Below are 23,351 nucleotides of genomic sequence, written 5' to 3' on the forward strand. Positions count from 1 at the left end.
CGCCCAGCGGCCATCGCGGCGCTCCAGCATTTCCCCAGACTTCCAGCAAGTGCCTCTCGGCAGGCGGCCATGGGCATGCCTACGGTGAACCCAGATGGAAGTTTTGCAGCAACTCGAACCCCTCATGCGCGAGATCATCGCGCCCCAGGCCGCGCAGATTGACGAGCAGGCGCGCTACCCGCGCGCTGCGCTGGATGCGCTGGCCGCAGCCGGCCTGCTGGGCCTGATCAGCGCCAGCGAGGTGGGCGGCCTGGGCAAGGGCCTGGCCGAGGCGGTGCAGGTGATCGAGCGCATTGCCCAGGACTGCCCCTGCACGGCCATGGTGCTGACCATGCACTACTGCGGCGTGGCACTGATCGAGCCCTTTGCCGATGACGCGGTGCGCCGCGACATTGCCGCCGGCCGCCACATCACCACGCTGGCCGTGTCCGAGGCCGGCTCGCGCAGCCATATCTGGGCGCCCACGGGCACGGCCACCGCCGCTGAAGATGTCATCCACCTGAATGCGCTCAAGAGCATGATCACCTCGGCCGGCGAGGCCGATTCCTATGTCTGGATCTCGCGCGCCACGCAGGGCGAGGGCAATACGCTGTGGCTGGTGGACAGCCGCCTGCCGGGGCTGTCCATTCCCGGGCGCTTCAACGGCATGGGGTTGCGCGGCAATGCTTCGTCGCCCATCGAGGCGCGCGATGTGGGCGTGCCGCGCGCCCGCATGCTGGGCGCCGATGGCGAGGGCGAGGCCGTGAAGGGCCGCCACCTGATGCCGTTTTTCCCCACGCTGATCGCCACCACCTCCATCGGCCTGATGCAGGGCGCACTGCGCCGCGCCGTGGCCCATGTGGCGGGCACGCGCTTTGCGGAAAGCGGCAGCTCGCTGGCCGACCTGCCCACCATCCGCGCCTACCTGGCCCGCGCCCAGCTGCGCCTGGAGCAGGCGCGCCTGCTGCGCGACGACACCGTGGCCGCCGTGCAGGCCGCCCGCCCCGACACGCGCACGCGCCTGCTGCAGACCAAGGCCGCCGCCGCCGAAGCCGCGCTGGAGGTGACCGATATTGCCATGCGCGTGTGCGGCGGCGCCGCCTTCCGCAAGGAGCTGGGCATAGAGCGCCTGTTCCGCGATGCGCGTGCCGCATCGGTCATGGCGCCCACCACCGACGTGATCTACGACATGCTTGGCAAAGCCATGTGCGACGCCGCTGCCTGAACCTGCGCCGCAGATCCTGTCGATAGCCTCAATCCACTTCCCCATCCAGCAAAGGACTTCCGAATGACGACAACCGCCCCCGTGATCAAGCTCGGCGCCGTGGCCTACGCCCCCAAGGTGATCACCATCTGGGAAGGCTTCAAGGCGTATTTCATCGAGCGCGGCTACTACTTCGACTACGTGCTCTATTCCAACTACGAGTCGCTGACCGAGGCGCTGATCGCAGGCGATGTGCACCTGGCCTGGAACTCGCCGCTGGCCTTTGTCCGCGCCGACCGCATGGCCCGCGCGCGCGGCCTGCGCGTGGAATCCATCGCCATGCGCGACACCGACCTGGACCTGCATTCGCTGCTGGTCGTGCCCGCCGACAGCCCCATCCAGAGCGTGCAGGACCTGCGCGGCAAGACCGTGGGCTTCGGTGCCGTGGATTCGCCCCAGGCCACGCTGATCCCGCTGGACCATCTGCGCCAGGAAGGGCTGGTGGCCGGGCGCGACTACACGGCACGCCGCTTTGACGTGCTGGGCGGCAAGCACGGCGACCACATCGGCGGCGAGCGCCTGGCCGCCGCAGCCATGGTGACCGGCGAGATACAGGCTTCATGGATGGTGGGCAAGAACTACCAGGCCTTTGCGCGCGAAGGCACGCTGCCGGCCGGCGGCACGCGCGTGCTGGCCACCTCGGGCGCCTTCGACCACTGCAACATGACGGCCGGCCCGCACATCGATGCCGAACGCGCCGCCGCCTTCCGCGACATCCTGCTGGCCATGTCCTGGGACGACGCTGCCGTGCGCCCGCTGCTGGAGCTGGAAGGCCTGAAGGTCTGGCACCCGGGCCGCGGCACGGGCTACGGCCTGCTGGAGCGTGCGGTGACGGACGAGGCCTTCTACGACGCCGAAGGCCGCATCACCGTGCAGGACTACCGTTACTGATACGCGCCATGGCCATGCCTGATTCCGACAGCGGCGCCCTGCACGCCCGCACCCTGCCCGCCTCCACCCTGCCTGTCATCGACCTGCAGGGTCTGGGCTTCGATGCCGGTGCCCATCTTCTGGTCAAGCACGCGCTGGCCGCCCTGCCCGTGGGCGGGCAGCTGCGCGTGACCGGCAGCGCGCCGGGCTGGCAGGCCCAGCTGTCGGGCTGGTGCAGCGACCAGGGCCACGGCCTGCGCTGGAAGGATGGCGCGGGTGCAGCACAGGCCATGGCCATCGTGGCGCGCGGCGGCGCGCAGTCCGGGCGCTGGCGTGGCGCGGCGCAGACGGGCCGCAGCGATGCGCGCTCGGGCGGCGATGCCGTGGCCGCGCAGGCCCAGCCGTTCTGGGGCCTGGCGGCGCGGGGCGCGCAGGTGGAAGCCGGGGCGCCGGCCTTCCATTTCCGGCTCAGCGACAAGCTGCAGGTCTGGACCGACAGCGCCGCCGACCTCTACGCCCAGGCCGTGGCCGCGCAGTGGAATGCCGACACCGATATCGACTGGTGCGATGCACCCGAGCTGCCCGCGCCCGTGGAGGACGCCATCGTGCAGCTCATGACCTACATGGTGGAGAACGAGAACGCGGCCCTGCTGGTGCCTGCGCGCTTTCTGGGCCAGTTGCACCCGCACTACCGCGAGCTGCAGGCGGCGCTGGCCATCCAGGTGGCCGACGAGGCGCGGCACATCGATGTCTTCACGCGCCGCATCCGCCGCCACGGCCGCGAGCCCGCGCTGTCCACGGCGGGTGGACAGGCCTCGCTCAAGAGCCTGCTGGACGAGACGGATTTTTCCGTGGCGGGCTTCTTGCTGTCGGTGCTGGGCGAAGGCACCTTCGTGCACCTGCTGCAGTTCCTGCAGACCGAGGCGCCCGACCCCCTCACACGCCAGATCTGCCGCCTGGCCGCACGCGACGAGGCGCGCCATGTGGCCCTGGGCATGTCCCACCTGCTGTACCGCCTGCAGCACGAGCCCGGCTTCCAGCATCAGCTGGCCCAGGCCGTGGAGCAGCGCTTCGACAACCTGGCCGGCACCTCGGGCCTGAACGAGGAAGTCTTCGACGCCCTGATCCTCATCGCCGCCGGCGCCCTCACCCCCGAAGCCCTGGCCCGCGGCGCCGCCCGCGTGCAGCAGCTCATGCGCGACATGGCCGACGGCCGGTTTTCCAAGCTGCTGCGGCTGGGGTTCGAGCGTGGGCATGCCGAGCGGCTGGCTTCATTGCATACGAGGAATTTCATGTAGACGGGGAACAGCCCACTTGAAGGCTGCGCAAGCACCCTCAATTCCGGCGAATGAAGCTCAAGCGCGTGCTCTTCTACTGCCTGCTGCCTTTCGCAGTGGCGCTTGCGCTTGTCGGGTTTCCCATGCCGGTGGCGCCGCCCCGCGCGACCAAGGCGGGCCAGGAGCAGTCTGCGCCTGCGCAAGAGCGGCGTTGAGCTGCGGGAGCATTTCTCGCACGGCGAGGCCCGAGCGGCAGCCTCAATCCACCATCAATTTATTGTTGTTCAGCAGCTGCGTGATGATCTGCTGATCCGTGGCGGCACCGGAATACAGCGTCTGCAGATTCACGCCTTCCAGGATGATCTGCTGGGTCTCGGCCGATGCCGAGTAGCCTGCACCCACCGCATGGGAGTCTGCACCGAAGCCGCCCGTGTGGCTGACATGGACCCAGGTATCGCCTCCCGTGATCTCGAAGTGCAGGTAGTTGGCCAGGTTGCCTGCGGCATTACTGGGGGGGCCTGCGGATTCACCCTGCAGCAGGTCGCGCAGGTCCAGTACATCACCGCCTGCGCCGTTGGTTCCCGCTGCCGCCGTGGAGAAGTTCTGGATTCGGTCCAAGGCCGGCGTTCCCGCCGCCCCCTGATCTCCCAGCAACCAGACAAAGACATCCACAAAGTTCTCGCCCGCATCGCCGCCTATCAACAGGTCGTCGCCGGAGCCTCCGATCAGCCGGTCCGTGCCCGATCCCGCGTTGAGGGTGTCGTTGCCGCTGCCGCCGATCAGCACATCGGAGCCCGAGCCCGCCGACAGGTTGTCGTCGCCAGCGCCCCCGAAAACGATGTTGTTTCCGCTGCCGGCGTTGATGGTGTTGGCGCCGTTGCCACCGGTGATGTATTCGTTGGCCGAGCTGCCCGTATGGCTGCCGCTCTCGGTCGTGGTGATATCCACGGTCGTATATGAGGCCTTGAGCGTGACCACGGTGGATGTCGATGCCGTGAAGCCGCCGCTCACCTCCGTCGCCGTGACCTGGACCGTGAGATACGTGGCGTTCGTGGTGTAGCTGCCAGGCAGATTCAGGATGAGATTGGGCAGGTCGGCCTCGGTGAATTGCCAGACACCACCACCCAGGTTCGTACCCGCATTGAAGGACAGATTGGTGGGCAGTCCACTGATCCTGATCGACAGGGTTTCCGAGCCATCCGTATCCACCAGCTTCGTGGTTATCGGAAACCTGACGCTGGTCCCGCCTGTGCCGTGTGCGATGGCCAGCAGGGACTTCAGGACAACGACCGAAGGAGCGCTGGCCGCTCCAACCGACAGATTGACCGTGCCGATACTGGTGCCGCCGCGCCCATCGCTGACGTCGTAGAGAAAGCTGGCCGGTCCTTCGTAGCCTGCAGCGGGCGTGAACAGCACCCCGCCCGCCTGCAATGCAAGGCTGCCATTGACCGGCGAATGAGCCAAGGTGATGGTCAGGCTGTCGCCGTCGGCATCCGTGTCATTGGCCAGCAGCGTGGCAAAGCTGATGCTCAGCGGGATGTCCGTGGCAACCATCAATTGATCTGCCACGGCAACCGGTGCATCGTTCACGGGAGTGACCGTGATGGAAACGGTGACGATGTTTCCCATGGCCTGCCCGTCGCTGGCACGGTAGGTGAAGCTATCGGAAGTCGTCTCGCTGCCGTTGTGGATATAGGTGAAGGTGCCATTGCCGTTCAGCGTCAGGGACCCGTTCGCCGGACCCGTCACCAGCACCGCGACGAGCGGATTGCCGTCAGGGTCCGTGTCGTTGGCCAGCAGGCTGGTTGCACCGCTGGCAAGGACCGTGGCCACAGCGCCCTCGGCCACCACTATCGCATCGGAGACAGACACTGGCGGTTGATTGCCGGAGGGCGCAGCAGCAACCGTCACCGACACGCTGGCCGTGGCAGAACCGCCCCTGCCGTCGCCAATGGTGTAGGTGAAGCTGTCGCTGCCGGTGAAGTTGGCGTTCGGCGTGTAGACCGGATTGCCCGTGACGGCATCCACGACCACGGAACCGTGGGTGCCCTGGGTGATGCCGGAAACGGTCAGGCTGTCCCCATCCGCATCGCTGTCGTTCCCGCGCACGGCGATGGTGACGGACGTATCGGCATCGGTGGTGGCCGTATCGTTGCCGGCCACGGGCACCCGGTTCACGAAAACACTCAGCGTGCTGGACGCGCCGGTCTGCACGGTGTAGCCGATGGCCAGCGGATGGCCGCCGCTGTAGTTCGCATCCGCCTGGAAAGTGAAGCTGCCGTCTGCCTGCAGCGCGAAGGTCCCGCGCCCCGCCACGTTCCGGGAGCTGCCGGCCGCCACGGTCTGGCCTTCATAGGTGAAGCTGGCGACCACGAGCGCCCCATCGGCATCGGAATCGTTGGACAGCACATTGCCCGTGCGCTGCCCGGCCGTGTCCACCTGCACGCTGTCGGGCGCAAGCACGCTGGCATGGCTGCCGCGCACGGTGTCCGCCGCCTCGGCGCACAGTTGCGCCACGTCCACCCAGCAGGAGCCGCCCGCCTCCAGCGTGGCGCCGACCGCGCAGGCGCTGCCGGGACGCGCGGCCGTCGTGGGAATCGCGCTGGGCACGCCCAGCGGAAAGCAGATGTTCCACACAGGGTCCGTGATGCCGGTGATTTTCAGCCGCACCGACGTCTGGTTGCGATAGACCACGGGCAGGAATCCCTGCGGTGCGCCATCGGCACCCAGCGCTGTCGCCTGCACGGGAACGGTGAGCGTCTCGCCTGCGGCCTGGTTGAAGGCTTCCTGCAATTCCTGAATCTGGGCCTGCACCCGCTCGCCCCAGACCGCCGTGGCCGCGGTCACGACAACAGCACCGCCCATGGCCCATGCACGCAGGCCGACCAGGGAGATCCGCCCTTTTCGCACACCCCGCACAAGGCAGGCCCCCAAGGCCAACGCCAGCAGCGCAAGAGCGCCAGGGTGGTCCACAGGAATCGCCGCCGGCGCCACGGCTGCCAGCGGTGCCACCGTGATGCTCTGGGCCTGGGCGGCCGGTAAGGCAACGGCAGCAGCAAGAGCGCTGCACGCCTTTACGAAGCCGACGCCACGAGCGGGGAAATGGAAACGTTGCAGCATGGGCCTTGCCTGGAGAGTGCGAACCAAACAGGCGAGGGAACAGCCCTCGCCGCTGCCTTCAGGCACATCACAAACGACTGCGCTGCTGACAAATTCTTACTCTAGACGATCGCTTTCGCCGCGCATATCCCTGAAAACAGGTAATTGGCCAGCCGACGCCGCGCTGAAAAGGGCCATTTGAAGGCCGCATGGCCATACCAGCATCGGTAACCCCCTTACCGCAACCGCGCCAATCTCCGCCCGAAATGCTTCAACTCCAGCGCCGCAGCCTGCGCCACGCGCCCTGCATCGCTTTCACTGTCCTGCTCAGCCGCCCCGGCCACGGCCAGCACCGCCAGCCGGCTCTGGTAGCGCGATTCCTGCAGCGGCCTGAACACCAGCTTGCCCCGGTACAGCGAGGCAAAGGACGAAGGGACGATGGCCACGCCCAGGCCGCAGGCCACCAGGGCGAGCACGTTGACGAACTGGCCAGCCTCGTGGCGTATGGAAGGGGTGAAGCCCGCGTCCAGGCACAGGGCCACGGTGCGGTCGAAGTAGTCGGCGTCCTCGTAGCGCGCAAAGCCCACGAAGGGCTCATGCGCAGCCGATTGCAGCGGTAGCGCGCCTTCGCCAGCCGCCAGCGGATGGGACGGCGCCATGGCCAGGCAGTAGGGATCGTCCATGCCGGCCACTTCCTCGGCCAGTGGCTCGCCCTTGCCGGGGCGCCCGAAGCCCAGGTCCAGCTCTCCGGCGCGCAGGGCGCGCAGTTGCTGCGAGGTGATCATCTCGCGGGCTTCCACGCGCAGGTTCCAGCCGGCGTCGGCAATGCGGCGCAGCAGGCCGGGCAGCACCGAGTGCATGGCCGACGGAACCAGGCCCAGGCGAACCGCGCTACCAGTCGCCGAACATGGGCGGCTTCACGGTGCGCGGCATGTATTCGTTCGGCGAGGCGGCGGGCTCCAGCGTGGCCAGCCTGTACGGCGGCTCCGTGGACTATGCGGCCGGGCCCTGGGCACTGGGTGCATCGTGGATGCAGCGGCGCACCACGGCCGTGAATACCGACCGCTATGCGCTGCTGGGCGCGGCCTATGACTTCGGCGTGGCGCGCGCCGCGCTGCTGCTGTCCACGCGGCGCGACGACCTGCCTGCCGCCACCAGCGGCCAGGGCCGTTTCTACGAGGCCAGCGTGACCGTGCCCATGGGCATGGCGGGGCAGTGGCTGCTGTCCTATGGCGCCTACCACGGACAGGCTCGCGCCCAGAGCGATGCGCGTGCGCTGAGCGTGCGCTACGACCACTCGCTGTCCAAGCGCACCAAGCTCTATGCGGGCGTGGGCCGCATCCACAACGAGGCGGGTGCCGCCTTCACCATCAACACCGCCAGCAATGCGGGGCCGGTGGTCCAGGCAGGCAGCCGGCCCAGCTCGGTGGTGCTGGGCATGTCGCACGCCTTCTGATTGCCAGCGCCTGCCATGCCGACAGGGCGGCCCGGCTGGAGTCTGGCCGTTGTAACAACCCCATGAAATCCAGGGAATATTCGCCTATTTGAATGGATTTTTCCAATCAGAAAAAGTCTGTCCAATCAGCGAATTAGGCGATTTGCAAGAGAGAAAGTTTCGCAAAAAGACAAGTGCCTGCGTGATCCGGCAAGAAAAATAAAATCCAAATGTAAACAATTGTTTATCTGGCCTGTAAGATTCTTCCAGTCAATCAGTGTTTCCCAGGAGGGTGTTGTGAAGCACCTTGCCGATGCATTCATCGGGAAAATGCATCGCACCCGCCTGGCCATTGATTTTTTCATATAAGAATTCTTACTCATTCAATCTTTTGACGCACCACATCCACGGCCACCAAGATGAGAGCGCATCCAGATTATGGAGAATAATATCCGCCCATCACCAGCAAGCCGATACTGGATATAACAAAATCAGCCGGGCCGAGGAATTGCTACAGGCCTGCAAATGGCCAGAGCCTTCCATATATCCCCTGCTGGTGCTCAGATATGTGCAGGAAGCACAGGCCATTTTCGAGCTGCACCGCATGCCTGACCGCGTGGTCTCATGCCGCATTGCAGCCGCCTTCATCCATTGCCAGCTGGGTGAAGAGCGCAATGCGATTGCACTGGCCACTGCGGCAATGGCCAATCCCGCGCTGCTGCAGCCGGAATCCATGGCCTGCGCCACCTATGTGAGGGCGCTGGCGCACAGCCGGCTGGGCGAGCTCGATACCGCCTTGCAATTGATCGAAGGCAAGGACCATGATTTCGCATTGATGGCGCCGGGCGTCACGCCCTGGCTGTCCGCTCTGATCAATTGGGCCAGGGCGCAGATTCTGTGGAAGATCTATCTCTACAAGAACCACCAGAGTCTGTGGTGCGGTCCGCCCCCGGATTCAGGCCTGGTCCAGCTCGGCGCCGCGGCACCCGACAGCGCCGACCTGCAGGCGCTGCTGGAGCGGGTCGGCCGCCAGCTGCCAACGGGCCTGGCCTGGCCCTACAGCGATTTGCTGCAGCTCTCGGTCAAAGGGCTGGATGCGGGTCGCCGCGAAGCCGCTTGCGTGATCCGTGCCATTGAACGCATCGGCGTCCGCCACCAGATCAAGAACCCGCCGATTGCCGGCTGGGCCTGGCTGAGCAGCGCACTGGTGCACTGCAGCAAGCGCCAATATGCCCAGGCCCTGCAGGCGGTGATGCTGGCAAAGTCCACGGCCCAGACCTACCAGCTCGAAGGCCTGTGCCGCAATGCCCTGGTCTACGAGTACCACATACAGGAAACGCAGGGCGATTTTGCAGGCGCCCTGTCCACGCTGAAGGCGCTGAACATCATGCGGCTCAAGAGCATGGCCATCAGCCCCTATCTGGAGAAATCCAAATTCACGGCCATGGACGAGGCACGGCTGCACGATCTGGAACCCGCCTATGTCAAGCGCGCCCTCCAATACATACAAGAAAACCTGGACAAGAAACTACCGATCCAGACCATTGCCGACCATTGCCGCGTCAGCCGGCGCACTTTGGAGGTTTCCTTTCGCAACAGCCGGTCGTGCAGTATCGGTGAATATATAAGGCAAAGCCGTATCCATCTTGCGGCCGAATCGCTGCTGACCACCGACCAGAGCATAGGACAGATTTCCTCGCAGCTTGGTTATTCCTCGCTTTCATCATTTTCCAGAGATTTCTCCGGACATTATGGAATACCGCCGTCTGTCTGGGTGCGCCATCATCGATTGGCGTGATCCGGATTTTTATGCGATGCGGCCCGATTGCGTGGCACGCAGCCATATTGAATACTGAAAGGAATACGCATGAAATACCTGAAAAACATGAAGACGGGCTCCATGTTGGGTCTGGGATTTTCGATTCTGATTGCCATCGCGCTGTCGATTGCGCTGTATGGCCGCGCCCAGCTGGTACAGGCCTCCGATGATGTGGCCTACCTGGCCGACAAGCGGATCACCAGCCTGCTCCGGCTGGTGGAGATCAAGGGCTCGGTGGAGTTCATCTTTCGCGGCGTGCGCAGCATGGCGCTGATGGAGGACGCCGGGGAAAAGAAGCTGGCCAAGGCCGCACTGGATGCACAGCGCCAGAAGATCAGCCAGTTGATGGAGAAATTCCGCGAAGGCCTGAGCACACCGCAGGGCGTTGCGCTGTACGACAACATGAAGAACGCGCGCATTGCCTATCTGCCGCTGCTCGACCAATTCATGGAGGCGGCCGCGCGCCACGACCTGCAGGCCGTCTCGGCCATGCTTGGCGAAAGCGGGGAGTTCCGCAAACGCCAGGACGCGTTCTTCAACTCCATCAATGACATCCTGGCCCACCAGCAGGTGCGCGCCACGGAAACGGCGCAGGCCTCCGAGGACAAATCCCTGGCTGCCGGGCGGCTGATGCTGTCCCTGGCGCTGGCCGCACTGGCCATAGGCGCGCTGGTGGGCTGGGCCATCACGCGGCGCATCACGGGCCTGCTGGGCGGTGAGCCCGCCTACGCGGCGCAGATCACGCAGGAAGTCGCCAGGGGCAACCTGGCGGTGGCCGTGGCGCTGCGGCCCGGTGACACCACCAGCCTGCTGGCTGCGCTGAACTCCATGCGCGCCAGCCTGGCAGACATCGTCAGCCAGGTGCGCCACAGCAGCGAATCGATTGCCACGGGCGCCAGCCAGATCGCCTCGGGCAATGCCGACCTGAGCGCTCGCACGGAGGAGCAGGCCGCCAACCTGGAGGAGACGGCCGCCTCCATGGAGCAGATGACCGCCACCATCCAGCAAAACGTGGACACGGTGCGCAGCGCCTCGGGCCTGGCCCAGTCGGCCAGCGCCACGGCCGTGCACGGCGGCGAGGTGGTGCATGGCGTGGTCAGCACCATGGAGGACATCACGCACAGCTCGCGCAAGATCGAGGAAATCATCGGCGTGATCGACGCCATTGCGTTCCAGACCAACATCCTCGCGCTCAACGCCGCCGTGGAGGCCGCGCGTGCCGGGGAACAGGGCAAGGGCTTTGCGGTGGTTGCCTCGGAGGTGCGCTCCCTGGCCCAGCGCTGCGCCAACGCGGCCAAGGAGATCAAGGGCCTGATCAGCGAGAGCGTGGGCAAGGTCGCCGCCGGCTCCCGCCAGGTGGCCGAGGCCGGCAGCACCATGAACGACATCGTCACCCAGACGCACCGCGTGGCCGAACTGATCTCCGACATCGGTGCCGCCACGCAGGAGCAGTCCCAGGGCGTGACCCAGGTCAGCGACGCCGTGCAGCAGCTCGACCAGGTGACGCAGCAAAACGCCTCCCTGGTGGAGGAGTCCGCCGCCGCTGCCGACAGCCTGAACAAGCAGGCGGCGCAGTTGGTGCAGCTGGTCAGCGTGTTCCGCCTGGATGAAAGGGAGGCCCGGGCACAGGCCGTGTCCGCGCCGGTGGCAGCGGTCGGGCTGGCGCGCGCACAGACCGCCAGGCCGTCTCCTGCGCTGGCCCCTGCCGTGCCCCGCCCCGCCAAGCCCTTGCGCGCGGCAGCGGCTGCGGCCTCCAGCGCGCCTGTGGCGCTGCCCGCCAGGACCACGGCACCCCGCCGCGCCACGGCGGCCGAGATGGCCGATGAGTGGGAGCAGTTCTAGAACAGGCTCAGCGCATCACCAGGCCGCCATCGACAAAGAGCAGCTGCCCCGTCATGAAGCCGCTCAGTTCCGAGGCCAGGAACAGCACCGGCCCCGCCACGTCTTCGGGGCTTGCCAGGCGGCGCAGCGGCGTGGCGGCCATCAGCGATTCTCGGAAGGACTCGCGCGTGTCCTGGGTGCCCTGCGTGGGATAGACCAGGCCCGGCGCCACGCAGTTGACGCGTATGCCCACGGGCCCCAGCTCGCTGGCCAGGTTGCGGCTGAAGGCCACCAGCGAGGCCTTGGCCGTGGTGTAGTCGTGGTAGGGCACGACGGGGTGCTCCACCAGGTTGCTGGCGATGTTGACGATGCTGCCCCGCGCACGCTGGCGCATCTGCGGCAGCACGGCGCGACAGACATTGAAGGCCGCGCCCACGGCACCGTCGTACTGGGCCTGGTAGTCGCTCCATTGCAGGTCGTCGAAGCGGCGGCGGCGCTCGGGGTCGAAGGCGTAGGGTTTGAAGGCGTTGTTGACCACGATGTCGATGGCGCCCGCCTCGCGCGCAATGGCCTCGGTCATGGCCTGGACGGCGGGCTGCGAGCCCACATCGGCCTTGATGGCCCAGGCATCGCCTCCGGCCTGCTTGCCCGCAGCCTGGCAGGCCGCCACGGTCTGCGCGGCGGCAGCATCGTTGGACAGGTGGTTGACCGCCACGAGGGCGCCCTCGCGCGCAAAGGCGGTGGCAATGGCCGCGCCTATGCCGCGGCCGGCGCCGGTGACCAGCACCACCTTGCCTTGCAGTCCCAGGGAAGACGGCTGTGCCATCTCAGGCCCCGGGCAGCAGGCTGGTGTCCACCACGTCGGACACCTTGATCTGCCTTTGCACCATGCCCAGCGCGCGGTAGGCGTCGGCGCCCTTTTGCAGGGCGGCCAGGTCGAAGCTGCCCAGCGGCTTGCCGGCCTGCAGCGGCTGCGAAGACGCGTTGCGCAGGCGGATCACGTCCAGGTTGATGTCGCGCTGCGTGCCGTCGATGGCGTGCTTGCCGGCCAGCGTGGCGGCTTCCTCGGGGTTGGCCATCATCCAGGCGGCGCTGTCGCGGTAGCCCTTGAGGAAGGCGCGCAGCAGATCCTTCTTGTCGCGCAGCGTGTCCTCGCGCACCACGAACATGTCGCTGGAGATGTTGAGGTGGTCGCGCACCTGCATCACATCGACCTCGCCAATGCCTTTGCGCAGGCCCACGGCCAGGCCGGTGTCGGTGGCGGCCGTGGCATCGACCTGGCCCTGCATCAGCGGCGCGAAGTTGAGCAGGCCGGTGACGACGATGGTCACGTCCGATTCCTTGAGGCCGGCCTGGTGCAGCATCACCAGCAGGTTCTGGCGCGTGCCGCTGGACAGGCTGTAGACGCCGATCTTCTTGCCCTTGAGATCCGCCGGCTTGCGGATGCCCGCCGACTTGAGCGAGACCACGTTGAACACGTTCTGCGGGTAGATGTCGTAGATGGCGACCAGCTTCTCGCCCTTGTCCAGGGCCATGAAGAAGGAGCCGGGGTCGGTGAAGGCCACATCGGCCTGGCCGCTGAGCATGTTGCGTATGGCGTCGCCGCCACCCGCGCCGGGCAGGTAGGCCAGCTCCACGCCCTGGGCCTTGAAGAATCCCTTGTCGGGCTCGGCCAGGATGTTGGTGATCTCGCTGATGGGCTTGCTCCAGCCGGCCAGGCGGATCTTGCCTTGCACAGGAGCGGCCAGGCAATTGCCGGCCAGCGCCAGGCCGGCAAAACCGGCAGAGGCGCCCAGCAGGCTGCGGCGGGTGAGGAAGGGGGACTGCGGTGTGTGCATGGCGCTTGGAGAAAAGGTTTCGGAAGTGTTCAGGATGGTCAGGCGGCGCGCGAGCGCAGCAGCCGGCGCTCCAGCACCAGGCAGGCCTGGTACAGCAGCAGGCCCATGGCGGCGATCAGCACCAGGGCCGCAAACATGAGGGTGGTGTCCATCATTCCCTGGGCGGCAATGACCACGGCGCCCAGGCCGCGGCTGGCGCCCATGAATTCGGCCACCACGGCGCCGACCAGTGCCAGCACCACGGCCACGCGCAGGCCCGCAAGAATGGCGGGCAGGCCCGTGGGCAGCTTCAGGCGCAGCAGCGTCTGCAGCCGCGTGGCGCCCAGCATGCGAAACAGCTGCAGCCGCTGGGCATCGACCTGGCGCAGGCCGGTCAAGGTGTTTTCCATCAGCGGGAAAAAGCAGATCAGCGCCGTGATCAGCACCGTGGGCAGCATGCCGAAGCCGAACCACAGCACGAACAGCGGCGCCAGCGCCAGCTTGGGCACGACCTGGCTGACCACCACATAGGGCTTGAGCACAAGCTCGAGCAGCTCGGATTCAGCCAGGGCCATGCCCGCCAGCAGGCCGATCGCGCTGCCGGCCGCCAGCCCCAGCAGCAGGGCCTGGAGCGTCGCCCAGATGTGCGGCCAGAAATAGCCGGTGGCCAGCCCCGTCCACAGCGATGCCGCAATGGCCGAGGGCGCCGGCAGCACCAGGGCGGATAGGCCCCATTGCCGCACCAGCAGCTCCCACAGGCCCAGCAGGACCAGCGCCAGCGCGGCGGCCAGCAGGCGGGCATGGAACAAGGACACCGTCATGCCGCCGTCCTGTCCATGGCTGCGCGCACGCGGGCGCAGTGCTCGTTGAACGCCGGCCCGTGGCGCATGGCCTGGGTGCGCGGCGCGGGCAGATCGACCGCCATGTCGGCCACGATGCGCCCGCCGTGCATGAGGGCGATGCGGTCGCCCAGGTAGACGGCCTCGTTGATGTCGTGGGTGACGAAGAGCACCGTGGTGCCGCGTTCGCGGCAGGTGCGCAGCAGGTCGTCCTGCAGCTCGGCGCGCGTGATGGCGTCCAGCGCGGCAAAGGGCTCGTCCAGCAGCAGCAGCGGCGGGTCCAGCACCAGCGCCCGTGCCAGCGCCACGCGGCTTTGCTGCCCGCCCGAGAGATGGCGCGGATGGCGCTGCGCGTGGCTGGCCAGGCCCAGCTGCTCCAGCAGCGCCAGGGCGCGTTGCTCGTCCTGCGGCGCGGGGCGCCTTTGCAGCGACACGGGCAGCAGCACATTGCCCAGCGCCGTATGCCACTCCAGCAGCGTGGGCGCCTGGAACATGAAGCCCAGTTGCGGACCGGGCTCGGCCAGCTCGGCGCCGCGCAGCAGAATGCGGCCCGACTGCGGCCTGAGCAGCCCCGCCGCCAGCTTGAGCAAGGTGGTCTTGCCGCAGCCGCTGCGGCCCAGCAGGCAGTGGATCTCACCGGCCTGCACGCGCCAGTCCACGCCGTCCACCACGGGCGGGCGGCCCGGGTAGGTGAACACCACCTGTTCGATATCGAGAAACGCCATGCCGTCAGCCTCGTCTGTCATGCCCGTCGTGCCGGTGTGCATGGATGTCAATCCGCATACGGGGCGAACGGCTGCGCCGCCGCCTCGGCAGATTGCTCTATCTCGGTCATGCGCACCAGGTCCAGCAGGTTGAAGCGGCCGTCATGGTGCCAGCCGGCCTCGGGCATGCTCATGGAGCCGATGGCGCTGATGCGCGTGACGCCGGCCGCGCCCAGCAGGCCGGCCAGGCGGTACAGCTGCTCGGGCGAGGCGGCAATGCCGGCCGTCTGCAGGTATTCGCGCTGCGCGGCCACCACGGGCACGGCGTCATCCAGGCGGTCCACACCCACCACGGCAATCGTGCGGTACAGGGCCGTGGGCGCCAGCGGATGCAGGCTGTCGCTGTACGCCACGCTCCAGGGCGCGTCAACGGGGCCCAGCAGTTGCTGCGCGTCGCCCGACCATTCCACGGACTGCTGCCAGCGGGCCACGGCGGCGCCCTCCTCCAGCTCCAACGGCCGGCGCGCAAAGCGCCGCTGCAGGTTGGCCAGCTCGGCCGCCAGATAGTCGGCAAAGGCACGCGCAGAGACGGGGGCGCCGCGCTCCACGTAGAAGACATGGGGCGAGTAGCAGCCCTGCTGGTCGTAGCGCATCACGTCCCAGGCCGCCAGCCGCGCCACGGCGGGCGCCTTGAGCGTGTCCAGCGCCTGGGCGCCCACCATGCCGAAGCCCAGCTTGTGGCCGTGCGGCAGAAAGCGCGTGGTCACGGGCAGGCGCTGGCGCAGCGCCTGCAGCGTCTGGTTGCCGCCGTAGGCGAGCACGGTGTCGGCCTCGGCGTGGAGCGCGGCGGCGGCATCTCCATTCGCGCCATCCGCCCCATCCACGCCCCCCGCACCGCTCCACCACACCACGGCCAGGCAATCGGCCAGCGGCGGATGCACCTCGGCCAGCAGCCGTGCGAACCAGCCCGCGAACAGCGGCTCGGCGCTGGCCAGCTTGCCAATGGCGGGCGCCTTGACCAGCAGGCCGCAGACCAGGCTCCACAGGGGCAGCGCAGGCACATTGCCGGCCCAGCTGTGCATCAGCAGGTCAGGCCCGAAGGCACGCACCGCGCCGCCCTTGGGCGCGGGCTGGAAGCCGTCCAGCACGGCCGGGTTGGCAAAGTCCTCGGCCACGAAGCGCCGCAGCTGCGCGGCGCGAAAGGTCTTGAAGAAGCCCGTCAGCCCCAGGCGCACCATGTCGGCGTCATAGCCGCTGACCACGGGCAGCCAGGTCTCGGCCTGGCGCCGATAGGGATCGCTGCGGTCCAGCAGGCGGGCGATGGCGCGGTCGATGGCGTCGATGATCTCGGCCACGGGCATGGCCCTCAGGTGGCGGTCGGCGGCACGGCGCACATGGGCTGCCAGCGCATGCATCTGCGGGCCGGTCAGCAGGGGCACGGAGACTTCCAGCCGCACGCCGCCGCGTTCGAAGGGCAGCACATGCCACTGCACCTCGTCCTCGCGTAAACCAGGCAGTTCGGGCAGGTAGCCGGCCGTGATCCGCTCGATGTTCATGCAGCAGCGGCCTTCACGAATTCATCGACCGCCAGCGAGCAGCCCTTGGCCGCTGCGCCCTCGGCACGCCCCAGCAACAGGAAACCGCTGTTCTCGCCATGGCCGGCCCACAGGCCCACGTCCTCGGTGAGTATGGTGGTGACCGCGTTGTAGTTGGCCAGGTCGCAGTGCACGAGAATGCCGCGCTCGCCGGGAGCCACGCTGCGGCCGGTGACGGGCTCGACCAGGCGCGAGCGTATCCAGTGCGGCCCCGACTTGACCGAGGGCAGCGCGGCATTGCCGTCGTCATAGAACTGCGTGCTCAACTCGGTCATGCCGTACATGTTGATGCAGTGGCTGCGCGGCACGCCCAGCAACCGGGGCAGGTCGGCGTAGAAATCCTCCAGCGGCAGCTCGCGCGACTGGCCCTTGTAGCCGCCCGTGTCCAGAATGCGGCTGCCCGGCGGCAGACGGAAGCTGCGGCCCTGCTCGCGCAGTGCGTCCATCACATGCACCAGGCTGAAGCTGGCGCCCAGCAGCGCATAGGGGCGGCCGCTGCGCTCGGACTCCTCCAGCACGGCGCACAGGCCGGGCATGTCCAGGCCGTCGGGGGTGAGGAAGTAGCGGCTGTCGGGAGTGCCGAATTCCGTCTTGGCCAGCGCCAGGTAGTGGGCCAGCGAAGAGTTGGGCATGGCCTGCTCGTCGGGAAAGAGGATGCTCATGGGCAGGCGCTCGTGCCCGGCCATGAAGCGCTGCGCGAAGTTGCGCGTCATCGACGCGTCGTAGACATCAAGCGCGGGATGGAAGTGGCGCCCGCGCGAAGACAGTCCCTTGGCCTGGCCCGTGGTGCCGCTGGTCATGAACACGCGCTCCGAGGGCGAGGCCGGCTCGCTGCGCAGCTCCATGGCCTTGAACGCGTCAATGGGCACGGCGGGAATGTCGCTCCAGGTCTTCACATTGCGCAGCGTGGCGCCGCGCCGCTGGCAGAAGCTGCGAAACGGCGCATTCGATTCGTATTGGTAGGCGAACAGCCGCAGCGCCAGTGCGTCGAACTGCTCGTCGGTGCAGCCGTCCATGGCGATGAATGCAAGCAGGTCTGCGACCAGAGAAGCCGCCTGGGGCCGGGCCTTGTCCATGGAATTCCTTCGAGAGCTGGGACGTGATGCTCCGAAGGCTCCCCCGCCTGTGACGCATGGGCGGCCACGCAGGGGTGCAAGCTCTTCTTCCGCCGGAATGACCCGGTTCAAGTTCTCGGGTGTGGATCTCAGCACTGGCGTGCACCCCGGAGCGGAGGGCTATCTTACAGCAGGGTCGCCAACCCCGTCAGGCCAGCAGGCGAACCCCAAAACCCAGCAAGGTCGCGACATACAGCAGCACCAAGGCCTTGCCCAGCACACCACTGTTGGACCAGAAGTGGCGTGCCACGGCGAAGTCCCAGGCGCCATCGCGCACCTGCAGCTGCGGCAACCGCGCCAGTATCTCGCGCCTGAACGCGGCCTCCTCGAACAGGGGACTGCCATTGAGTCGCAGGGGAATGGCGCGAAGGCCCATCCACAGATGCTGGCGCGTGCAGGTGACGCGACTGGCATCGAATTTGCGGGTCCTGCGTGCCATGCGTACTGCGATCCGATGCCCGTCCGTGGCTATGCGCATGGTCTCCAGCTGCTTGAGCTTGCGCCAGAGCCATGCATACAGACACAGCGGCAACACGGCCAAAAGCACCAGCAGGACACCGAGCATGCCCGTTGGATCGCACGATTTGTCCGGACCGCAGTCGCGCTGGTGCAAAAGCGGCAAGAACCAATAGACCATCCCGCCAGCGACCAGGCAATGCAGAACGCCAACCATGGCAAGCGCACGCCTGCGCTTCACGGTGCTGCCCGCAAGCGCCGTGACCGAAGTGACCAGCGGTTTTCCTTCCGAGGCTTGAGAAGCCTGCGCGGCGTGCTGGGACAGTGAGGGAGCCACTGCCGCGCTGGAGGCTTCGGTGTCGCCCACTTCCTGCCAGCGTTTGCCGCCCAATTGGCGCAATTCCCCCGCCTTCCAGGCAAGCCACAGTCCCAGAGCCATCAATACCCCGATGCTGCCCAGCAGGAACAAAGGCAACCGCCTGCCCCATTCATAGGACGAGCGGGCAGACGCCAGCTCGCCGCGGAATGGAGCATCCCCGAAAGGCTCCAGCACGCGGCCGTCCAGATCCACGCGATGGACGGTGAATTGGGTCATGTCCGGCAGCAACAACTCCTGACCCACCATGGCGATGGCGTTCGGGTCCTGGTCGGGCGAAAGCGGCAGCACCCGTTCAGGCCTCAACTGGGAATCCATCAACAGCAGATCTGCTCCCCGCATGCCCGAGTCTGCGACCAGCACCCATAGACGCTGCTGGCCATCCAGCTGCATGGCGAACGGGAAGCGGCGCCCGGAACGCAGGCCCGCATATTCCACGGGAAATACGGCAGGCGCGGCCTGGGTGCTCTGTGCCGTATCGATTTGCGCAATCTGATGGCGGTTGGTATTGGCCACCCACATGCGCTCGCCTACCTGCAGCGTCTGATTCGGAAAGCGCAGGCCTTCGCTGTAGGTCTTGAGCAGCACATAGGCTTGCGCTGCACTGGAAGCGGCGTCGCGCTGGTAGACGAGAACGCGGTGATTGGATGCGTCGGAGACCACAATCTGCGCTTCATCGGCCGTTACCCGCATCCAGCGATAGCCACCGCGTGTGGACAAATCGGGCAGATCCAGCGCCACGCAGCGCTGCATTGCCAGATCGCAGCGATGCACACGTCCCTGGTCATGCGCCCAAAGCGTCTTCTCGCCAATGAACTGAAGGCTGCTGACCGATGGGGTCAAACCCAATTGCGCCAACTCCAGACGCTGCAGGCGTGTGCCCTGCCGATCAAACTGATGCAAAGCGCCATGGCTTTGAATCCACACTGTATTGCCTTGGATTGAGGGAAGCCTGGGGCCCAATGGGTCGGGCAACAGCCAACCCCGAAAGACAAAGGCCAGGATCAACAGGCATTGCAGCCCGATCACAGCCCTGAGCCATTTCTTGTAGACCGCCTCAGCCATTGAATCTCCCCCATTTTTGAATGGGGGCAAGTGTAGACAAACAAGGCATTGCGGCCATCAAAACGATGGCTTCATTCGAGCGCAATTTCCAGACTGTGGATCAATCCAGTGCCGTCAGCCGCCGCATCACCCACTCCACGGGCCCCTGCGCCACCTTCCTGCTCCAGGCCCAGGCGGCCAGGCTGGCGATGATCACGTACAGCGCGGCGGCCACGGCCACTTCGCGCAGGCTGCGTGAACCGTCCAGCGCGCCCATGGCCTCCAGCAGGCCCATGCCGATGAGGATGTGTGCCAGGTACAGGGTCAGCGTCATGCGCCCGGCCGGCAGCAGGCCGCGCCACGGTCCAGCGGGCCAGCGGTCGGCCAGCCGCAGGCAGGCGCCTATGGCAATACTGGCGCAGCCCAGGCCCATCAGCAGGTAGGCAGGGCCGGGCGGCATGGGGCCGGTGGCCAGCCAGGGAGCCCATTCACTCTGTGCAGCAAGTGCCGAGACGGCGCAGGCCAATCCCACCATCAAGCCGCCCGCAGCCACCAGGCCCCATTGCACGCGCGGCTCGGCCAGCGGCAGGCGCGCCAGCAGCATGCCGCAGAGGAAGAACGCAAACCAGGGCAGCACCGGATGGAAGCCGTTGAACAGCAGGTTGCGCGCAAAGCCGGCCGGCTCCCACAGGCCCTGGTAGGACAGGCTCGCCCAGTCCCAGCCCTGGCTGTAGTCCAGCTGCAGCAAGGCCCAGGCGGACAGCGCGGCCACTGCCGCCATGCCGGCCAGCAGCGCCCGTGCGCCGGCCTGCAGCCAGGCGATGGCCAGCACGAAATACACCGCGTAGTAGTGAATGATGTCGGCCGGAAAGATCAGCAGGTTCATGCCACCGGCCACCAGCAGGAACAGCGCGCGGCGCAGCGTCCAGAGGCGCGCCGTGGCCGGCTCCAGCGAGCGCGTGGCCAGCACCAGGCCCAGTCCCGCCAGCACCACGAAGGTGGCCGAGGCCTTGCCCTCCAGAAAATGGAAGAACGACAGCAGCCAGCCCGGCTCCTGCAGCGCGGGATGCATGGCCTGCTTGAAGTTGACGAACACCATGCCTGCCAGCGCCAGGTAGCGCGCCAGGTCCAGCCCCGCCAGGCGGGCACCCCTGCCGGTGGCGTGCCTCATGTCGCGTCCCCCCGTGCCTCGCCTCCAAGAAGGCAGGCCAGCAAGGCGGGATGCAGCACATCGACCCCTTCATCCGCCCCCGCGTCTTCTTGCGGCGTCACCGCCAGCGCAAAGCGCAGCGCATCGCTTTCCACGGCATCCAGCAGCAGTTGCGCGGCCAGGCGCACGGGCACGGCGGGCCGCAAGAGGCCCTGCTGCGCCCCGCGCTCCATGAAGCCTGCCAGGCCGTCGAGCATGCGCCTGCGGTTGGCCTCAAAGGCCGGCGCCAGCCCGGGCGAACGCGCGATCTCGGACAGGCATTCGGCGCTGAGCACGGCCCATTCCCGCTGGCGGCACAGCGCCTGGTAGGCGGCCAGGAATTGCGCCACCACAGGCAGCGAAGGGGCTGCGGCCCGCTCCAGCGCCTGCAGCAAGGGCAGCAGCTCGGTCTGCTCCTGCGTGGCGACCTCGGCAATCAAGGCCTGCTTGCTGTCGAAGTGGTTGTACAGATTGCCCAGGCTCACCGAGGCAGCCTGCGCAATGTCGCGCATGCTGGTGCAGTGAAAGCCGCGCTCCACGAAGCACTGCAGGGCGGCCTCCACGATGACGGCCCGGCGCTCGCTGATGTCTTCTTTCTTTTTCATGCCCCGAATGATGAACGAACGTTCATTCATAGTCAACACCGGGGCATGAAATCACAGCGGCGGCAGGGGGCCCATGCCCGAAGGAACGGCCTCCTCGTTGGGCCTGCAGGGCTGGCGCAGCATGCGCCGGCAGTCCGGCAGCTGCCGCTCATGGGCATAGGCGATGTGGCCCAGCACGATCTTCGACGGCCGGCTGCGGTCCAGCCAGACGGTATTGGTCGAAGGCGTGGACAGATGGTCGAAGGCCCAGTACCCGGTCTGCGAGGGCGTGTCCAGGGTCACGCGCAGGCTGGAGCCCGCGCGGAACACATGGGCGAATTTCTGGATTTCCACGCGCATCAGCGTGGGCTCGCCGGGGCGCAGCGGGCGCACGGCGGCCTCGGTGAAATCGCCCCAGGGCCGCAAGGCGGTGGAGCGCTGGCCGTCCAGCGCGCGCATGGAGGCACGCAGCCAGCCACGCTGCACGAACATCTCCTGGCCGTCGGGACGCACCTCCGAGACGGTGACCTGCACATCGGTGTCGCCGGCCGTGGCGCTGAGCCACAGGTCCAGCGAGGCCTCGCCATAAAAGCTCAGCGCGCGCGGCAGCGGGGCCGTGGTGAAGCGCAGCAGGCCCTGCCCGGCGGGGCTGGCCGTCCATTGACCCGCGCCGGACTCGGTGTCCGCGTCGGGATGGTTGGCCTCGGCGCCCGGCAGCGGGTAGCGGTAGCTGGCCGACTGGCGCTCGGCCTGCGGCGGCGCATCGCCCAGCCCGCCGCCCGGCTGCAGCCACAGCGTCATGGGCGTGACGCGCACGGGCAGCCGGTCAAAGCTGGCCACGGCCGAGGGGCGCAGCTGCCCATAGTCGCCCCCACCGTTCATCCACTGCATTTCCTGCGCCAGCAGCACGCGCGGCGTGTGCTCGAAGCCATTGCTCTCGCCCTTGAGAAAGCGCGCGTAAAAGCGCTTCATGGTCTCGCGCAGAAAGGGGGCGTTGTCGGTGTGGTGGTCGCCGTTGGAGCTGATCAGCCACATCTTGTCCGGGGCGATGCTGTCCTCGTAGTAGCCCATGCGGGTGCCCACCTGCTCGTCCTGCCAGGACTGGGTGCCCAGCGTGGGGATGTCGATGCGGTGCGTGGAGTTCATGGCGCTCTTGAGCGCGTAGCGGGCGCCGAAGAAGCGGTCCTCGTCCAGCCAGCGCGCCATGTCCAGGTCGGGACGCTGGATCTTGCGGATGTTGTCCTCCACCACCTGTGCGCATCCGGTATCGCCGTCCAGCGCCCTGGCATCGTCGGCGGCCTTGCGCCATATCGCGGGGAACTGCCGCCACCAGTTGGCGGGAAAGCCGATGTTCTGGATGCCGCCCGGATAGGCCACGTCGCGGTAGGGATCGGCCACGTTCTTGCCCGGCGCGATCGCCTTGAGGCTGGGCGGACGCTGGGCCGCCACCCACAGCTGGTCGTAGCCCGAATACGAATAGCCCACCATGCCCACCTTGCCCGTGGACCACGCCTGGCGCGCCGCCCACTCCACCGCATGCGCCCCGGCCGCGCCCACGGAGGCGTCGGCCCACTGGTTCTCGCCGGTGGAGCAGCCCGTGCCGGGCACGTTCAGGCCCATCACGGCATAGCCTTCCTTGGTCCATTCCTGGGTGGTCTGTTCCGTGACCGAGCCCGATCCGTAGCCGTCGTACTCCATCAGCACGGGAAACGGCCCCGGCCCCTTGGGAAAGACCACCGAATAGCGCATCTTGTTGCCGTCAGGCAGCTGGATGTAGCCCCAGATGCGCGGCCCGGGGTTGGTGCTGCCCGAAGAGCCCCCGCCGCAGGCCGCGAGGCCCAGGGCAAGGGTGGCGATGCCGGCCGCGCCGAGCCACGCGCGGGAATGGCGAAAAGTCATCATGGATGGTCCTCCTGGTTGCTGATGCAGACATGCCCGCAAGGGGGCAGGCCGCAATGTAGGACCGTCCGGGCGCATGGCGCACGCGTAAGCTGAAGGGGGGCTAAAGGGGGGATGAAGGGGCGCTGAAGCGCGCCTGAAGACAGGCTGAAGGCAAACGCGGCCAGTC

18 protein-coding genes are annotated in these 23,351 nt (G+C 67.2%); 6 read left to right on the top strand and 12 right to left on the bottom strand.

Annotation, left to right across the window (positions count from 1 at the left end; all coding sequences use genetic code 11):
* Positions 1–94: 94 nt before the first annotated feature.
* The 3 genes from A4F85_RS03725 to A4F85_RS03735 all read left to right on the top strand — a co-directional run bounded on the left by A4F85_RS03725 (position 95) and on the right by A4F85_RS03735 (position 3,411).
* Positions 95–1,204, top strand: a complete 1,110-nt coding sequence (locus A4F85_RS03725; RefSeq protein ID WP_082848101.1) for an acyl-CoA dehydrogenase family protein — start codon at positions 95–97, stop codon at positions 1,202–1,204.
* A 63-nt stretch (positions 1,205–1,267) separates the two neighbouring features.
* Positions 1,268–2,134, top strand: coding sequence for a phosphate/phosphite/phosphonate ABC transporter substrate-binding protein (locus tag A4F85_RS03730; protein WP_063325698.1), 867 nt, complete (start codon positions 1,268–1,270; stop codon positions 2,132–2,134).
* 8 nt (positions 2,135–2,142) lie between these two features.
* Positions 2,143–3,411 carry a ferritin-like domain-containing protein gene (locus A4F85_RS03735; protein ID WP_063325699.1) on the top strand — a complete coding sequence of 423 codons (1,269 nt, stop codon included), beginning with the start codon at positions 2,143–2,145 and terminating at the stop codon, positions 3,409–3,411.
* Positions 3,412–3,648: 237 nt separating this feature from the next.
* Here A4F85_RS03735 and A4F85_RS03740 read toward each other — a convergent pair whose 3' ends face one another.
* Together A4F85_RS03740 and A4F85_RS03745 are read right to left on the bottom strand one after the other, a co-directional pair.
* Positions 3,649–6,510 (bottom strand): midcut-by-XrtH protein, encoded by a 2,862-nt coding sequence (locus A4F85_RS03740; RefSeq protein ID WP_063325700.1) that lies wholly within the window; start codon positions 6,508–6,510, stop codon positions 3,649–3,651.
* A 215-nt stretch (positions 6,511–6,725) separates the two neighbouring features.
* Positions 6,726–7,349 carry a LysR family substrate-binding domain-containing protein gene (locus tag A4F85_RS03745; protein WP_231890436.1) on the bottom strand — a complete coding sequence of 208 codons (624 nt, stop codon included), beginning with the start codon at positions 7,347–7,349 and terminating at the stop codon, positions 6,726–6,728.
* Positions 7,350–7,396: 47 nt separating this feature from the next.
* Here A4F85_RS03745 and A4F85_RS03750 point away from each other — a divergent pair, with 47 nt between their 5' ends.
* The 3 genes from A4F85_RS03750 to A4F85_RS03760 all read left to right on the top strand — a co-directional run bounded on the left by A4F85_RS03750 (position 7,397) and on the right by A4F85_RS03760 (position 11,585).
* The gene (locus A4F85_RS03750) at positions 7,397–7,945 is read left to right on the top strand and encodes a porin (protein ID WP_231890437.1); all 549 of its coding nucleotides are present in this window, start codon (positions 7,397–7,399) and stop codon (positions 7,943–7,945) included.
* 370 nt (positions 7,946–8,315) lie between these two features.
* The gene (locus A4F85_RS03755; protein ID WP_231890438.1) at positions 8,316–9,722 is read left to right on the top strand and encodes a helix-turn-helix domain-containing protein; all 1,407 of its coding nucleotides are present in this window, start codon (positions 8,316–8,318) and stop codon (positions 9,720–9,722) included.
* A gap of 69 nt (positions 9,723–9,791) precedes the next feature.
* Positions 9,792–11,585, top strand: coding sequence for a methyl-accepting chemotaxis protein (locus A4F85_RS03760; protein ID WP_063325701.1), 1,794 nt, complete (start codon positions 9,792–9,794; stop codon positions 11,583–11,585).
* Between the two features lie 7 nt (positions 11,586–11,592).
* Here A4F85_RS03760 and A4F85_RS03765 read toward each other — a convergent pair whose 3' ends face one another.
* From A4F85_RS03765 to A4F85_RS03810, 10 genes are all read right to left on the bottom strand, one after another.
* Positions 11,593–12,390, bottom strand: coding sequence for an SDR family oxidoreductase (locus tag A4F85_RS03765; RefSeq protein ID WP_063325702.1), 798 nt, complete (start codon positions 12,388–12,390; stop codon positions 11,593–11,595).
* 1 nt (position 12,391) lies between these two features.
* On the bottom strand, positions 12,392–13,402 hold the full coding sequence (locus A4F85_RS03770; RefSeq protein WP_046239925.1) for an ABC transporter substrate-binding protein: 1,011 nt from the start codon (positions 13,400–13,402) through the stop codon (positions 12,392–12,394).
* A 38-nt stretch (positions 13,403–13,440) separates the two neighbouring features.
* Positions 13,441–14,202 carry an ABC transporter permease gene (locus tag A4F85_RS03775; protein WP_063325703.1) on the bottom strand — a complete coding sequence of 254 codons (762 nt, stop codon included), beginning with the start codon at positions 14,200–14,202 and terminating at the stop codon, positions 13,441–13,443.
* On the bottom strand, positions 14,199–14,987 hold the full coding sequence (locus A4F85_RS03780) for an ABC transporter ATP-binding protein (RefSeq protein ID WP_156516925.1): 789 nt from the start codon (positions 14,985–14,987) through the stop codon (positions 14,199–14,201). Before A4F85_RS03780 ends, A4F85_RS03775 begins: the two co-directional genes overlap by 4 nt.
* A gap of 5 nt (positions 14,988–14,992) precedes the next feature.
* A complete protein-coding gene (locus A4F85_RS03785; protein WP_063325705.1) occupies positions 14,993–16,480 on the bottom strand; it encodes an acyl-CoA reductase in 1,488 nt (495 codons plus the stop codon).
* On the bottom strand, positions 16,477–17,595 hold the full coding sequence (locus tag A4F85_RS03790) for a LuxE/PaaK family acyltransferase (RefSeq protein WP_063325706.1): 1,119 nt from the start codon (positions 17,593–17,595) through the stop codon (positions 16,477–16,479). The genes A4F85_RS03785 and A4F85_RS03790 overlap by 4 nt, the downstream gene beginning before the upstream one ends.
* A 187-nt stretch (positions 17,596–17,782) precedes the next feature.
* A complete protein-coding gene (locus A4F85_RS03795; RefSeq protein ID WP_156516926.1) occupies positions 17,783–19,531 on the bottom strand; it encodes a YncE family protein in 1,749 nt (582 codons plus the stop codon).
* A gap of 100 nt (positions 19,532–19,631) precedes the next feature.
* The gene (locus A4F85_RS03800; protein ID WP_063325708.1) at positions 19,632–20,681 is read right to left on the bottom strand and encodes a DUF418 domain-containing protein; all 1,050 of its coding nucleotides are present in this window, start codon (positions 20,679–20,681) and stop codon (positions 19,632–19,634) included.
* Entirely contained in the window at positions 20,678–21,304 is a 627-nt protein-coding gene (locus A4F85_RS03805; protein ID WP_063325956.1) for a TetR/AcrR family transcriptional regulator, read from the bottom strand. Before A4F85_RS03805 ends, A4F85_RS03800 begins: the two co-directional genes overlap by 4 nt.
* Positions 21,305–21,355: 51 nt before the next feature.
* Positions 21,356–23,185: a CocE/NonD family hydrolase gene (locus A4F85_RS03810; RefSeq protein WP_063325709.1), complete on the bottom strand. Its 1,830-nt coding sequence runs from the start codon at positions 23,183–23,185 to the stop codon at positions 21,356–21,358.
* Positions 23,186–23,351 lie beyond the last annotated feature (166 nt).

It is taken from the genome of Delftia sp. GW456-R20, from assembly GCF_001622915.1.
In the GTDB taxonomy this organism is placed as follows: domain Bacteria; phylum Pseudomonadota; class Gammaproteobacteria; order Burkholderiales; family Burkholderiaceae_C; genus Comamonas; species Comamonas acidovorans.

Bases quoted from the DNA above. Each gene is read 5' to 3' on its own strand.
- A4F85_RS03785 (WP_063325705.1), bottom strand. From the start codon at position 16,480: ATGAACATCGAGCGGATCACGGCCGGCTACCTGCCCGAACTGCCTGGT.
- A4F85_RS03800 (WP_063325708.1), bottom strand. From the start codon at position 20,681: ATGAGGCACGCCACCGGCAGGGGTGCCCGCCTGGCGGGGCTGGACCTG.
- A4F85_RS03760 (WP_063325701.1), top strand. From the start codon at position 9,792: ATGAAATACCTGAAAAACATGAAGACGGGCTCCATGTTGGGTCTGGGA.
- A4F85_RS03740 (WP_063325700.1), bottom strand. From the start codon at position 6,510: ATGCTGCAACGTTTCCATTTCCCCGCTCGTGGCGTCGGCTTCGTAAAG.
- A4F85_RS03750 (WP_231890437.1), top strand. From the start codon at position 7,397: ATGGGCGGCTTCACGGTGCGCGGCATGTATTCGTTCGGCGAGGCGGCG.
- A4F85_RS03790 (WP_063325706.1), bottom strand. From the start codon at position 17,595: ATGGACAAGGCCCGGCCCCAGGCGGCTTCTCTGGTCGCAGACCTGCTT.
- A4F85_RS03775 (WP_063325703.1), bottom strand. From the start codon at position 14,202: ATGACGGTGTCCTTGTTCCATGCCCGCCTGCTGGCCGCCGCGCTGGCG.
- A4F85_RS03735 (WP_063325699.1), top strand. From the start codon at position 2,143: ATGGCCATGCCTGATTCCGACAGCGGCGCCCTGCACGCCCGCACCCTG.
- A4F85_RS03745 (WP_231890436.1), bottom strand. From the start codon at position 7,349: ATGCACTCGGTGCTGCCCGGCCTGCTGCGCCGCATTGCCGACGCCGGC.
- A4F85_RS03770 (WP_046239925.1), bottom strand. From the start codon at position 13,402: ATGCACACACCGCAGTCCCCCTTCCTCACCCGCCGCAGCCTGCTGGGC.
- A4F85_RS03780 (WP_156516925.1), bottom strand. From the start codon at position 14,987: ATGCACACCGGCACGACGGGCATGACAGACGAGGCTGACGGCATGGCG.
- A4F85_RS03725 (WP_082848101.1), top strand. From the start codon at position 95: ATGGAAGTTTTGCAGCAACTCGAACCCCTCATGCGCGAGATCATCGCG.
- A4F85_RS03795 (WP_156516926.1), bottom strand. From the start codon at position 19,531: ATGGCTGAGGCGGTCTACAAGAAATGGCTCAGGGCTGTGATCGGGCTG.
- A4F85_RS03805 (WP_063325956.1), bottom strand. From the start codon at position 21,304: ATGAAAAAGAAAGAAGACATCAGCGAGCGCCGGGCCGTCATCGTGGAG.
- A4F85_RS03765 (WP_063325702.1), bottom strand. From the start codon at position 12,390: ATGGCACAGCCGTCTTCCCTGGGACTGCAAGGCAAGGTGGTGCTGGTC.
- A4F85_RS03810 (WP_063325709.1), bottom strand. From the start codon at position 23,185: ATGATGACTTTTCGCCATTCCCGCGCGTGGCTCGGCGCGGCCGGCATC.
- A4F85_RS03730 (WP_063325698.1), top strand. From the start codon at position 1,268: ATGACGACAACCGCCCCCGTGATCAAGCTCGGCGCCGTGGCCTACGCC.